Source organism: Sporosarcina sp. BI001-red (assembly GCF_003384035.1).
Lineage (GTDB): Bacteria > Bacillota > Bacilli > Bacillales_A > Planococcaceae > Sporosarcina.
Map to the genome: position 1 here is coordinate 331,694 of NZ_QQAK01000010.1, position 13,824 is coordinate 345,517.

General features: G+C 40.3%; 11 protein-coding genes. 10 read left to right on the forward strand and 1 reads right to left on the reverse strand.

What is annotated here, in order from left to right:
• Positions 1–38 precede the first annotated feature (38 nt).
• From rfbB to DVB69_RS06325, 9 genes are all read left to right on the forward strand, one after another.
• On the forward strand, positions 39–1,070 hold the full coding sequence (rfbB, locus tag DVB69_RS06280) for a dTDP-glucose 4,6-dehydratase (protein WP_199562812.1): 1,032 nt from the start codon (positions 39–41) through the stop codon (positions 1,068–1,070).
• Between the two features lie 27 nt (positions 1,071–1,097).
• Complete coding sequence (locus tag DVB69_RS06285; protein WP_158541043.1) at positions 1,098–2,150, forward strand: glycosyltransferase family 2 protein; 1,053 nt, start codon at positions 1,098–1,100, stop codon at positions 2,148–2,150.
• Between the two features lie 44 nt (positions 2,151–2,194).
• Positions 2,195–3,406 (forward strand): O-antigen ligase family protein, encoded by a 1,212-nt coding sequence (locus DVB69_RS06290; protein ID WP_147300759.1) that lies wholly within the window; start codon positions 2,195–2,197, stop codon positions 3,404–3,406.
• Positions 3,399–4,244: a glycosyltransferase family 2 protein gene (locus tag DVB69_RS06295; protein WP_158541044.1), complete on the forward strand. Its 846-nt coding sequence runs from the start codon at positions 3,399–3,401 to the stop codon at positions 4,242–4,244. Before DVB69_RS06290 ends, DVB69_RS06295 begins: the two co-directional genes overlap by 8 nt.
• Positions 4,201–4,863, forward strand: a complete 663-nt coding sequence (locus DVB69_RS06300) for a sugar transferase (protein ID WP_116017698.1) — start codon at positions 4,201–4,203, stop codon at positions 4,861–4,863. The genes DVB69_RS06295 and DVB69_RS06300 overlap by 44 nt, the downstream gene beginning before the upstream one ends.
• Before the next feature lie 33 nt (positions 4,864–4,896).
• Positions 4,897–6,240: a tyrosine-protein kinase domain-containing protein gene (locus DVB69_RS06305; RefSeq protein WP_116017700.1), complete on the forward strand. Its 1,344-nt coding sequence runs from the start codon at positions 4,897–4,899 to the stop codon at positions 6,238–6,240.
• A 1,076-nt stretch (positions 6,241–7,316) separates the two neighbouring features.
• Positions 7,317–8,243: an LCP family glycopolymer transferase gene (locus DVB69_RS06315; RefSeq protein WP_116018013.1), complete on the forward strand. Its 927-nt coding sequence runs from the start codon at positions 7,317–7,319 to the stop codon at positions 8,241–8,243.
• An 881-nt stretch (positions 8,244–9,124) separates the two neighbouring features.
• Complete coding sequence (locus DVB69_RS06320; protein WP_116017704.1) at positions 9,125–10,150, forward strand: acyltransferase; 1,026 nt, start codon at positions 9,125–9,127, stop codon at positions 10,148–10,150.
• Between the two features lie 871 nt (positions 10,151–11,021).
• On the forward strand, positions 11,022–11,717 hold the full coding sequence (locus DVB69_RS06325) for a uracil-DNA glycosylase family protein (protein WP_116017706.1): 696 nt from the start codon (positions 11,022–11,024) through the stop codon (positions 11,715–11,717).
• A gap of 279 nt (positions 11,718–11,996) precedes the next feature.
• On the opposite strand, the gene DVB69_RS06330 is transcribed toward DVB69_RS06325, so the two are convergent.
• Positions 11,997–13,043: an IS30 family transposase gene (locus DVB69_RS06330; RefSeq protein WP_199562818.1), complete on the reverse strand. Its 1,047-nt coding sequence runs from the start codon at positions 13,041–13,043 to the stop codon at positions 11,997–11,999.
• An 88-nt stretch (positions 13,044–13,131) separates the two neighbouring features.
• Between DVB69_RS06330 and DVB69_RS06335 the strand changes: the two genes are divergently transcribed.
• A complete protein-coding gene (locus tag DVB69_RS06335) occupies positions 13,132–13,749 on the forward strand; it encodes an Ltp family lipoprotein (RefSeq protein ID WP_233505339.1) in 618 nt (205 codons plus the stop codon).
• Positions 13,750–13,824 lie beyond the last annotated feature (75 nt).

Genomic DNA, 13,824 nt, shown 5'->3' on the forward strand with positions numbered 1-13,824 from the left:
TAATTCTGGAGAATCATCCATTGAAAAGGGGATCTATAATGAATATTTTACTGACTGGCGGAGCAGGATTCATCGGATCGAATTTTATCCACTACATGTTTTCCAATCATGGACATACGATCGTGAACTTGGATTCGTTGACATATGCAGGGAACTTGGAAAATCTGGAAAGGATTTCAGGAGATCCGCGTTATCACTTCATAGAAGGCGATATTAACGACCGGCTGCTACTAAATGAAGTGTTCCAACGCTATGAGATTGACACAGTGATCAACTTCGCTGCGGAATCGCATGTCGACAGGAGCATTGAAAACCCATCCGTCTTTCTGGAAACAAATATTATGGGGACACATACCCTTCTGCAAACAGCGAAAGAGTATTGGCAAGTAGATCCACTCGACAGAAACTGCACGACATATAAAGACAATGTACGGTTCCTTCAAGTTTCAACAGATGAAGTATATGGAGACTTGGAGAAATATGGTCATTTTACAGAGGAAACAAGCTTAGCTCCGAACAGTCCGTACTCCGCTTCGAAAGCATCCGCAGACCTGATTGCCAGAGCTTATTATGAGACGTATCACCTGCCTGTAATCATTACTCGATGTTCGAATAACTATGGACCGTACCAGTTTCCTGAAAAATTAATCCCCTTATTGATCCACCGTATCCGGAATGGTCAAAGCCTGCCGATTTATGGGGATGGTAAGCAAGTGCGTGACTGGCTTTATGTGGAAGATCATTGCGCGGCGTTGGATGCCGTATTGTCCAAAGGGAAGTCAGGTGAAGTGTATAATATCGGCGGTAATAATGAGAAAACGAACATCGATATGGCCAAACTCCTTCTTGAACTGATGGGAGAAGACGAAAAACTGATTGAATTCGTTCAAGACCGTTTGGGTCATGACCGCAGGTATGCGATTGATAATACAAAGATTACCGAAGAGCTGGGGTGGTCACCTGCTTATACTTTCGAGGAAGGAATCCGAAAGACGGTCCAATGGTATACGGATCATGAAGACTGGTTGGACCGTATGAATTCGAAAGAACCTGCCGTGCAACGTATGTAATGAATGCCGTGCAGAAAGGAAGGTCTTATGGTCGAATATTCTGTTATTGTTCCAATTTTCAATGAAGAGGCATACGTCAAAGAATTCCTATTGAATATTGAACGGCAAACGTTAGGTAAAGAGAAGTTTGAAGTCATTCTGATTGATGGATTATCCACAGATCGAACGAGAGAAGAAATAGAAAAGATTACGGATCAGCTCACCTTTGAATTAATCCTTATAGAGAATCGCCGGAGAATCATACCGGCAGCTCTGAATATCGGCTGCCGGAATGCAAGGGGCCACATGATCATCCGTCTGGATGTCCACTCGAATTTCAAGGAGACTTATTTAGAGCAATTGATCACCACGTTCCATTTACATGCAGACTGTTGCAACGTCGGAGGCAGAACGATCGCTACCGGGTATAACACTATGTCCAACCATATTGCTTTCACTCTGAATACCCCATTTGGCATAGGCGGAGCCAAGTTCCGATACTCACTGGAAATGGCGGAGGTTGATAGTGTATTCCCAGGAATATTCAGGAAGCAGGAACTGGATGCTGCGGGTGGTTGGAATGAAGACTGGGTCATCAACGAGGATGCAGAGCTCAACTATCGGTTGAAGCAACACACCGGAAAACTCATTAAATTGATACCCGACGATGGCATACAAATCGAGTACTATCCTCGAAGTACGATACAGGCATTTGCCAGGCAATTTTTCAGGTATGGTATCTGGAGGAATAAAACCAACGTCCGGCATCCTGATTCTATGAGGATTTCACATCTGATCCCACCTGCATTCGCAGTAGCAATTATGGGCGTATTGCCTTTGATTTTCGTCAATCTTTACTTAGTAACGTTCCCGTTATTACTATTGACCGTGTACGTTGGCATGATCAGGAAAGCGGTCGGAAAAAAGGTTCCGGAAGGCTTGGCTTTTACAAAGCTGCTTGTTGTATTCCTCGTACTGCATCTCTCATGGGGAGCCGGGACGCTTAAAGGGTATGTGATTTCGGGTGTTCCAATGAAAGGGATTGCCCAGGTGTTTATTCGTAATTTTGAAAAGATGTTTAAGGTGATTCAAAGAGCTTGAGGGGTAATGTGAGTTCAGGATCGCATAGGACTTTCTATAAGTGGGTGACGAACATTAACAGCCTAAATGTCAAGGAGAATATGCGTCTCTATCATTTAAGTGCATTGGTGATTTTCATATCCGTATTTTTCCAAAGTTTCTATATTGATCTCCAGTTTGCTGTTAAGCCTTTTATGATAGCTTCTGCACTAATCGCAGTTCTGATCAGTAAATACTATGTGATTCCGCGCTTTTTGAAGTTCGAATTGCTGCTGTTCACGTTTTTCATTTACTATTGCTTGACCGGATTATTTTCCACTTATAAATATTACAGTCTAAGGCTGATTGTCTTAATCGTGATTGTTTTGTTTTTCTATTCGCTAGTCCGATTTTTGTTCTATAGACTCTCCATTGCGAGTATGGAGAAGATAATAATGCAGGTAGGTCTGATTTTTAATATAAGTTCTTTACTATTTTTCTTTAATGGCGTATTCCAAGTAAACTTCGATTTTGCCGGGAACAATATCACATCCATGGGACTGCTTATTGACAGAGGAATGCCGAGGCTGATCGGCACATCGATTGATCCGAATATTTTTGTCCTGTTTAATTCTCTGTTCTTATTTTACTTCATAGAGAGAAAACACAAATTGGGGACGATTTTGTCGATCACCACCATTATCCTCACCTTTTCAAGAGGCGGTTATATTGCGGTGGGGCTTCCCCTAATTTTGGGATTGATTGTTTTTAAAAACAAAGGAAGAGCCAAAAGTATATTCGGGATTCTTCTCACTTCTATGACGGTACCGTTCATCCTCAATTTTCTATTCGATATAAATATTTGGAAAATCATTAATGGAAGGTTCATGTCCATAGGGGACGACCGAGGGTCAGGAAGATATGAAATCTGGGGTAACGCACTTCAATTGTTTTGGGAACATCCGTTTTTTGGAATAGGCATCTATAACTTCCAACAATATAATTTACATTATTTCAATGACTTCCATTATCCCCATAATACCTACTTGGAAATATTAGTAGAATCCGGGATTGTAGGGTTCACGCTGTTCCTCCTCGTGCTCGTCACATTTGCCTTCAAGTTGTATGAGTTGCAGAAAGCGAGGACGGAAACCCGCTTCTTGTTATTGACACTATTGTCGATGATGATCAGCATGTTCACCCTGTCAACAGCCGTAAGCGAGTTTCTGTTCTTATTTTTCGCATTAAGTTTCCGCTATGTCATTGAAAACGAAAAAAGGTGGGAGTATAGTGTTTAGCATAATTTTGCCCACACTGGGTACTAGGGAAACAGAATTGAAACGATTGTTGGATAGCATTCTGGACCAACAGGATGTTCAATTGGAAATTATCATTATTGCACAGGGGAACTTCAAAAAGGTTCGCTCGCTGCTTAATGAGTATATAAATAGACTTACTATCCAATTGATTGAGACGAATGAAAAAGGATTATCAAAAGCACGGAACGAAGGACTTCATCATGTACAAAATGAAAGTATCCTCGTGTTCACTGATGACGATTGCTGGTATCCCCCTGGCATTTTCAAAAAGATAGAGAACAAGATCCTGTCGTCGGACATTTCTACATTTCAAATAGCCGATCCCGAGAGGAATAAGCTGTTTAAGCAATATCCGGAACTTCAAAGCAGGCATCGCAGCATTTTCAGATCATTCAAGGTTTCTTCTATAGAAATTTTCATCAATACCAAAAAGGTAGACAAAAAAGATCTAATGTTTGATGAGAATTTTGGTTTGGGTGCCATGTACCCTTCCGGAGAAGAAAACAATCTATTGCTGGATTTGATGGAGGCTGGTTATTCGATTACGTATTATCCGGAAGTGGTTGTCTATCATCCTACAACAGAAAAAGCGTTCAGCAGTGATAATTTGTATGTGAAGGGCGCCTTTTTCAGAAGGAATTTCAATCTGCTCTTAAGCTTTTTCCTAGGAATGGCATTCTTCTTGAAAAAATTGCATCTAGTAGACCGTAAATTGGATGGTTTCCTTGCTTTGATGAGAGGTACATTGTCGTACAGATCAGGAGGTGAAATACATGAGGAAATCACATTACCTGGAGGGGAAAAGAGAGGGAGTTAAAACAGTATCTCCAATTTATCCCTCTTTGAAAAGAACAATCGACCTAATCGTAAGTTTGTCGTTGTTGATATTTCTTGCCCCATTATTGGTACTATTCGCGTTGGCGATCGTTTGCACTGCAGGAAGACCGATACTTTTCAAGCAAACCAGAATGGGGACAGACAAAAGAAAGTTCGAAATCTGGAAGTTCAGGACGATGGGAAATGAGGAGAATGCGAAAACTCTACATGCCTATGACTGGTCCGATGGCGTTCCTAATAATTTCTTTTTTGAAAAACCGACTGTACAAAAGATTACTAAAATCGGCAAAGTGTACCGAAAGTTAAGCATTGATGAATTGCCGCAATTGGTCAATGTCCTGCGCGGAGATATGAGTCTAGTAGGTCCCCGACCGGAAATGATTGAAATTTCCAACTTGTACAATGAACGTCAGGCTACGAGACTTACTGTGAAACCAGGAATCACCGGCTACGCACAAGTCAATGGCCGTTCAGCCATCACACATGGAGAAAAAATCGAACACGATCTTTACTATGTAGAAAACCGCTCGCTGATGATGGATATCAAAATCATTCTTAAGACAATAGTGCTCGTAATACGTGGTAAAGAAGCTTACTGAAAATGTACAAATCATAGGGAGGTGGAATAAGACATGAGCAATGAACTGAATTTACATGACCTGTTTATGATATTCAAAAAAAGATGGAAAATAATCGCCTCCATCACTGCATTCGTATCGTTAGCTGCCCTTTTGATCAGTTACAAAGCCCCTTCCACTTATGAAGCGAGAATGGACCTATTGGTTAACTATACCATTAAGAATAATAGTGAAAGCACTGCACTGCAGTCGAGTGATATTGAGTTGAGCCTCCAGCTTATCGAAATGTATAAGCAAATATTAAAGAGCGATCGAATGCAGGGAAGTGTGATTTCAAGACTAGATGAAGCGTACAGTAAATCTAAATTGAGAGATAATATCTCGATTGAAACGGATGGAAACTCACAAATTTTCACAATTGTAGCCAAGGAAAACAGTGCTGAAAAGGCAGCCTTATTGGTTAATACGTATGCCACAACTTTTCAGAAAGAGATAAAAACACTGCTGAATCTTGATAATATTACAATCCTTGATGAGATACCTCTTGTGTCGGATGTAAAGGAAATGAAAACGTCACCTCTTCTAATTTCTTCTATCGTTTTCATTTCAACTTTGTTCTTGACTTTCTTCATTTTACTCATTAGGGAATTTTATTTCACCAAATTGAATACCGCAGAAAAAATCCAGAATTTTCTTCGGATTCCGAACCTCGGAAGTGTTCCAGCAGGAAAGAAGGGGAAACGTTCTGCTGAAAATTACTCACCGAGTCGCAAGGAAATGTCTTCGGGCAGAAAGCTGCTTCCAATGTCGCAGGACTCAGTAGAGGAATTCAGGAGAATTAGAGCGAATGTAAAGTTCCAAATGGCACAAAAAGATATGAAGACGATCATGCTGACGAGCCCGGATTTTGTAGAGGGTGAATCTTTGATCAGTGGAAATCTAGCAATCGTCATGGCGATGGAAGGCAGAAAAACAGTCTTTGTTGATGCGAATTTACGGAAGCCGATGGGGAGAAGAATTTTTAATCTGCCGAATCGGTCAGGTCTGACTTCCTATATAGACGGTGAATTTGAAATCGAACAGATTATACAAGAGACTGAAACGGAAAGTCTATCTTTTATCAGTTCGGGTCCTCTTCCTGAAAATCCTACAGAAGTTCTGTCTTCTGAAAAAATGAAGATACTAATTGAAACGTTAAAAAAACAATTCGAGATAATCATCATTGACGCTCCGCCTCTGGCTGTTGCCGATGCAATCAGCTTGTCCACATTTGTTGACGGTTGTTTGTATATCATTAACGCGGAAAAGACCAATGGGGAAATGGCAGATAAGAATTTAGAGTACTTGCGAAAAGTGAATGCACCTATTATAGGCACGATTTTATACAGCGGGCAATAAAGCGAGAGCACGCCAGCATGTGTTAAAGTGCTGCTGAAGTCTGTTATGTGTAGTAATTTGTCGAAATTTTTGTAATTTTTTTGTTATTATAAAATCCATAAATGATGTATAGTAGTAATAGTATAAAATACTCAGTTAGTTCTTTTGGCGCAATAGACTCGAAGAAATAGTTTTACTAGATATAGTTCTTTTTATCTAGTTGAGGTTACTACTTATAGATTGGAGAATGTTCATTTAAGATAATAAAACAACTTTTACGTTGACTGTTGCTGCCGTATGATTGATTGAAATTAGAGAGGTGATGGAAATTAAAGCATATTTGGTAAACGACTATTATGTATTTACAAGTTACAATGAATTGTCAACTCACATTTATGATGTTGTACATTACACGACGTTGGAGCAGAAGGGGAGTCATCTTTTTTCAGTTATTAAAGGAGAAGTCTTCTGGGATCAGTCGATTTTCGTAAGCGATCATGGTAAGGAGTTTCCTATAAAGTATGAACGCGAATATGACCTCTACTATTCTGTCGAAGCTATGAGCGTTTAATGATGGAACATTTCGATGCTAGGAGGAAGGTATGTTGATTTTTTCGTACTTCCATTCGTGAGTGGGGAAATGATCCGGGCAGCAAGATAGTTCTGAAGTAAAAGTAATGTTTCTTCATTCAATCTTCCTCTCTAACCTTCCGAAAAGTCTTTATTATAAAGAAAAGAATGCTGGTAAGCGGTGGGAAGTTCTTATACTTACTCGTATGGTCTGTTACAAAAGAGTAGTTCTGACCCTTTGGCGTCAGAGCTACTTTTTTGAAATTGTGGGATACCAATCATTCATGAATGCTATCAGATAGGTGATTTCTATTACTACTCAACTCTGTAAGATAAGATGGCAAGCAATTCCTCTAAATGTTGTCTTCCTTTACACCAAAGAATAACACCTGAAAGAATGCGCACATGCAATTAATGTTAGGTGTAAAAATATACGACTGAACTTTTGATTTCAAGTGGACGATCGATTAACTAAATCTTCCAGAACTATCTTTAAAAATAGTGCTGACAAACTGAATTTCCAGGAGATGAACCAGTTGAAAAAGAAGAATCAGAGTAAGTTAAAATGGTTGTGGATCTCGCTTCTACTTGTATTTGTATCCGTTGCAATTACGGGAACTTATTTATATACGGTTTACAACACTCTCAAAACAACAGTTAATGAAACGAGTCATGAGACTATAGAAGCGATTGACACAGAAGTTACTAAGAATAAAGTAGAGAATCGGGAATCGTTGAATGTATTGTTGCTTGGAGTTGACGAGCGCAAAGGCGATAGTGGACGATCTGATACGATGATTGTTATGACAATGGATCCTACGCATTCCAGGCTGCAAATGGTTAGTATACCGCGGGACACCCGTACTGAAATTATCGGTAAAGGTGTAGATGATAAAATCAACCATGCATACGCTTTTGGAGGTAGTGAGATGTCTGTCGCTACTGTAGAAAACTTTTTAGATATTGATTTGGATTACTATATACGAGTGAATATGGAAGGCTTGGAGCAGTTAGTCGATGCAGTGGGCGGAGTAACGGTGAATAACGCATTTGATTTTAAACAAGAAGGACATACATTCACCAAAGGCAGGCAAACGCTAGATGGGAAGCAAGCGCTCTCCTATGTGCGGATGCGCAAACAAGACCCGGAAGGTGACGTGGGACGCAACGAAAGGCAACGTCAAGTCATTCAGGCAGTTCTTGATAATGGCGCGACTTTGACGTCATTGACTAAGATTCATAAGTTAATCGAGATACTAGGGGGGAATATGATAACAAACATGAAGTTTTCCGATATGGAGAATTTGATGTCAAACTACAGAAATGTTAGAGAGGACACGTCAACTTATCAAGTGACTGGCCAAGGGAAATTCATCGATGATATTTGGTATTTGATGGTGTCGGAAGAAGAAATATTAAAGATAAAAACTATGATTACCGAGTACGGTGGCTGAAGTTTTAAAGTTGGTTAACGTATGCCATGTCCTGAGTGTTACATTGATCCAAAACTGAACCGAATCAGTCCCTTCTGAATTCTTCCCTGAAAGTCCATTTCAATGCAGCTAAGATGAATAGTATGCACAAATAAGGGGATATATCATTACTTGAAAAAGCATAAGAGACAGCATATGCCTGTATCTTGTACAGTGTTTTTTTATGTCTGCCTTTTATATATGAGTTGTGAGAGTTCATCACAACAGACCGACAAAACATATCTCGGAAAAGCAGCAAAGGCGGTGGCGAACCTTACCGTTTCGGAGCGATCTGATTCATACTATCCGCTCAAGCGATTCCACAATTCAGGCAGCTGTATATGGTGATATTGAGGGAATAAGATGATGGCATCCTAACAAGAATACTTAGCCATCGATAAGCCTCTCATTCTTCGAGGTTCAAGGGGGAAGATTATACACTCTGTATATTGACTGCATCGTAGAATAAACAGTTGAGAACGCTCAACTTACTGCGCGGGATGGAGGGGAAGTCACAAGAGGCCATACGACTCAAGCAAGTAGAAAAGTGATCAAGCAAGAGGACAATCCGCTCAAGCGAGCCGTAAAGTGATCAAGAAAGAGGTCAATCCGCTCAAGAGAGCAGGAAAGTGATCAAGAAAGAGGTCAATACGCTCAAGTGAGTAGAAAAGTGATCAAGCAAGAGGGGAATCCGCTCAAGCGAGCCGTAAAGTGATCAAGCAAAACCCAAATCCTCTCAAACAACCCGAAAAATGACCAAGCTATCACATAAGGAAGTTAGCGACTCGATGAAAGTGGGAATAGGAGTGAAGATGAGATTCTTTCGAGGAAATGAGATTCTTTCGAGGAAATGAGGGACTGCGATGAAACGGCTTGTCTATTTAGATTGGCTGCGTATTCTTGCTGCACTTGCCGTAGTGACAATCCATGTGTCCGCGGGGGTTGTGACGGATGATGCGCAAGACTACAAAAGTCCCTGGATGTCGGGCAATTTTTACGAGTCCATTTCGCGATGGGCTGTCCCAATGTTTGTCATGATCAGTGGAGCGCTCATGCTCAGTAGCACACGCAACATCTCAATACCCGCATTTTTAAAAAAGAAGTTGGGGAAGGTTTTTATTCCGCTATTTGCATGGAGCAGCATTTATTATGCGAACGAAGTACGAAAAGGGGAAATAACGTTTTCCATTCACGACTTCATCAAGCGAATCTCGACCGATGATATCATGTATCATCTATGGTTTCTCTATATGATTGCAGGGCTGTATATCATTACTCCACTGCTGAAAATCCTGATTCAACACGCTAAGCGCACAGACATAGAGTATTTTTTAATACTTTGGCTTTTCGCATCCGTCTTTTCTAATTGGTTGGAATATTTCATAGGTTATAGTTTTAAAATCGAATTGTTCTTCGTGACACATTACATAGGATATTATGTGCTGGGCTATTATTTATTTACGTTTGAATTCCACGCCAAGTGGAGAATCGTCATGTACATAGGTGGGATTGCTGGGTTCATCACGACATTTTTCATGACCTATCATGAATCTTTGAAAATCGATGAACCACTCGAACAGTTTTGGTATGACGAGCACTCTCCGAACGTTATGTTAATAGCAGTAGCATTGTTTATGCTGTTTAAATCAACTAAGATCGGTACGCTCAAGCTGCCTTGGATAGGATCCGTCATCAGCCATACAAGCTTTGGAATCTATCTGATACATGTACTCGTTATGCAAACACTATATGAGAAGTTTGACTTTGTTTGGATCAATTTACATCCCTTAATCGGAATTCCATATAAGGTCTTATTAGTAGTTGCAATCAGTACTCTAATTGTTTTTTTAATAAAAAAGGTACCTGTGCTACGTGGGATTATCCCGTAAAGTGAGGTGGAACACTAGAAAAAGTGCTAGACCATGACGTTTTCTAGTGTTTTGACTCAAGATGAGAAACAAAAGCTTATTGAGAAAATTTTCATAAATATATAATAGGGAAAAAAACAATATGAGGAGGGATTTATAAAAAAAGGTTTGTAATCTATTCTGTACTCTTTCTAACACTCCTAATTTGACGGGGAGATTTGTAACTAGACATAGCTAAAAAGTAGAAACGAGGTAAATTCTCCAAATCTGCCTTTGACCACAACGTCCTCTAGTAACACCGGAGAGTAACAGTTGGTAAAGCGTAGGGGACTATGTTCCCATCGGAAGAAAAAGTATTTATCAGAAACAATTTCAAAGATTGAACAATTTAATATTTAATCAAGGATGATCTTACATTGATCGTCCTTTTATTAGTTTTAAATAATGATTTACTAGTTATCATCAGTAGTATACTAGTACTTTCAAGACAGAGTGTAGGAGTTTTTTGTGTAGCGGGAAGGAACGGAAAAGGCTTTAAAAAACACGCCCATGCACGATGCAATTCAGATGTAATTGTGTGAATAGAAATAAAGAGTTGAATTGAAAAGTCCAATCCCCTTACTCAGCTAGAGGGTTCCTAAATATATTACCATACACAACAAAGTTCAAAGAAATTTGTCTGAGTTGTGTGAAGGACAGATACGTACTTTCAGTAATCATCTTAACAACATAGAGTGAGTAAAATAAATAATACAGAATAATTTAAATATAATGTCATTTGAGAGCAGTATTTGGTACTATTAAAGGTAGTAAATATAGCCTGAGAGATCAGATGATAACGAGACGTGATTTGAATATGTATTTTTGGTTTGGGAAGAAAGAGGGGTGACCAATGGACAAGATTATCGATTTGCATCTATCTTTTATGGATCGTCTGGTTGAAGAAGAAGATGTGCTGCGGGAGTTGGAACGAGATCGCATTTCTATATTGCCTGGGTTTATAGATCAGGCGGAGCTTGTCCGCTCTTATTACAAGAAGTTTTACTCCAAGCAGGGCCGTCGTATCGTCTTTTGTGGAATTAATCCCGGTAAATATGGTGCGGGGAAAACGGGAGTGCCATTCATCGACTTCGACGGTATTAGTCGGCTGCTTTCGGGACACGACCGACAGGATAAGGAGAGAAGTGCCCAATTCATGCTGTCCATCATTGAGGAATATGGAGCCGGCGAGTTTCAGGATGCTGTGTATTTGACCAACCTTTCTTGGTATGGATTCCTGCGAGACGGCAGGAATTTGAATTACTATATTCTGCCTCGTAACGTTCGTCATCATTTTATCGAGTCCTTTGTGGAAGAAATGAAAATTGTACAGCCTTCTTTCATTGTCCCTCTCAGTGAAGAAGTGGGACGAACTCTCCGTCAAATGGCAAAAGACGGCCAGCTGAACTACCCGATTGCAGATCGTCTTCCTCATCCTCTTCATGGGTCGTTTCCTACGAACTTGAAAAAAACTCGGATGAGGTATCACCAGTGCATCGAACAGTTTACTGGACTGCAACGAAAAGGAAATGACGCCAGTGAGAGCTGAATGATATGAAATAAGTGCTTAAGATTAGTGGTTATAATAGTGAAATAGGACTACCTGTATTTGGTGCTATCTGGTACTCTTTTGTTAAACAATTAAGTTTAGAGGAGGAGACAGATGAATAATTTATTTTTTTATTGTTTTTACTAGCATTCATTGCCTTGATTGTAGCCTAAATTGCAATATTAAGTTAGCCACTTAGGTAAAAGCTCGTGTATGTATGAAGGCGGAGGATTGCCTTGCCGATAGAACCTCTGCTTTGTCTTTGGTGTGACGTGAGCGCTATGACACTAATCGAGCTACCTCTTGTTCGAGAAGGATAGCTGGTTGTTGGTAGCTCAGGATCTTCCTAGGGAGATTATTAAGTGTCTGGTAGATCCGTTGAATCGCTTCTCTAGAGTAATCAGAAACTGCCTTTCCTTTCGGAATAAAGCGTCGGAGGAGCCCGTTATGTCGCTCATTGGAACCTCTTTCATAAGGAGCATAAGGACGGGCGAAGTAAACATCCGTAATCCCTTTCAAGCTCTCCGATAGAGTAGAAAACTCGCTGCCGTTGTCAGACGTGATGGTCTTGAAGACTTGTGGGAAAAGGTCACCAAAATCCTGTCGTAATTGGTTCAATGCATAGTCCACTGAATCATGGTCTTGATCATCTAGTAGAATCGCATAGTAATTTCTTGTCTTCCGTTCGACGAGTGTTAATAATGCGTTATCATCTGACTTTTGTCCTTCGACAGTATCAATTTCCCAGTGACCAAATTCAGTTCGATCTTCAATTTCAGCTGGACGTTCCGCAATACTTTTCCCTAAGATCTTCCGGTTTCGTTGGACCCGTTTGGTCTTGGTGTTGCGTCTAAGTTTCATGGGTAAATCAATGTTTCGAACGCGTAACAAGTCCAAATCAATATAGTTGTACAAAGTTTTAGTGGAGACCCTGGGCTTGTCTTTCCACTCATCTAGGCGACTTGTATAGCCAACTACCGCATCTGGAGACCAGCTATCCAGGATGATTTTTTCACAGGCAAACTCAACAAATTCAATCGCGACCAGGAGCTTATTTTTAGCCCCACAATTGAGTCGGTTTCGTTCGTATACAGCTTGTCCTGTCTCAGGGAAATACGCTACGTAGGGTGTACGTCCTGTCTTCAGTTGTGTAGTTGTCCCTCGCTTTAGCTCATTGGCAATTGTTTGATGGACACGTCCTAAACGCCGTCCTATCTCTCGATTGGAGTGCCCAGCGTTGTGCAAGGCAGCAATTTGACCTCGTTCAAAAGGGGATAGGTGTTTATTTCTACGGTTTTGTATGGTATTCTCGTTGTGTGCCACTATAAAACTTCCTCTCATTGTTTGTCTCGCAACTTCAATGATACACGAAATTTTATAGTGGCATTTTTTTGTCTAGATTTAGATGGCTAACTTGATTCTACAATTGGCCGCCTTGATTGTAGGTTTAATTCGTCCAAAAATTTTATTGAGATGGATGCCTGAGTACAAGAGATCTAGGAAGTTTGCTGCACTATATTTCGGACTTGCCCTTGTAGCTTTTTTCATTTTGTTTGGTGTAACTGCACCACCTGAAAGTGATGTCGCTGGCACTAGTGAACAAGACGAAAAGTCTAAACAAGAGGATACTGCACAACAAGCAGTGAAAAAACAGGAAGAAAAGGCAAGAGCAGAAGCGGAAAAGAAAGCACAGGAAGAGATAGCAAGGGCAGAGGCGGAAAAGAAAGCAAAAGAGTCTCTAGAAACCCCTTCCCAGCAACAAGCAGTTAAGATGGCATTGAATTATATAGATTACACTGCGTTTTCCCCCAGTGGTTTAATCGATCAGCTGGTCTTTGAAGGTTTTGAACAAGCGGATGCTACTTATGCCGTTAAGGTTATCAGAATTGACTGGCAAGAACAAGCTGTATTAATGGCTCAGAACTACCTCGATTATACTGCATTTTCTAGAAGTGGATTAATAGAACAATTGGTGTTTGAAGGTTTCAGTAATGACGTAGCGACTTATGTAGTAAATCAAGTTGGACTGTAATCGCGTTAGGTAGCTGTGCAAGAAACTTTCGTGTTTGTTTTGTGTATAGCTTCTTCCACGAGTGCCCTCCTGAAA

Excerpts from the sequence above, each read along its gene's own strand:
- rfbB (WP_199562812.1), top strand. The coding sequence starts at position 39 with ATGAATATTTTACTGACTGGCGGAGCAGGATTCATCGGATCGAATTTT.
- DVB69_RS06285 (WP_158541043.1), top strand. The coding sequence starts at position 1,098 with ATGGTCGAATATTCTGTTATTGTTCCAATTTTCAATGAAGAGGCATAC.
- DVB69_RS06300 (WP_116017698.1), top strand. The coding sequence starts at position 4,201 with ATGAGGAAATCACATTACCTGGAGGGGAAAAGAGAGGGAGTTAAAACA.
- DVB69_RS06305 (WP_116017700.1), top strand. The coding sequence starts at position 4,897 with ATGAGCAATGAACTGAATTTACATGACCTGTTTATGATATTCAAAAAA.
- DVB69_RS06315 (WP_116018013.1), top strand. The coding sequence starts at position 7,317 with ATGAACCAGTTGAAAAAGAAGAATCAGAGTAAGTTAAAATGGTTGTGG.
- DVB69_RS06320 (WP_116017704.1), top strand. The coding sequence starts at position 9,125 with ATGAAACGGCTTGTCTATTTAGATTGGCTGCGTATTCTTGCTGCACTT.
- DVB69_RS06325 (WP_116017706.1), top strand. The coding sequence starts at position 11,022 with ATGGACAAGATTATCGATTTGCATCTATCTTTTATGGATCGTCTGGTT.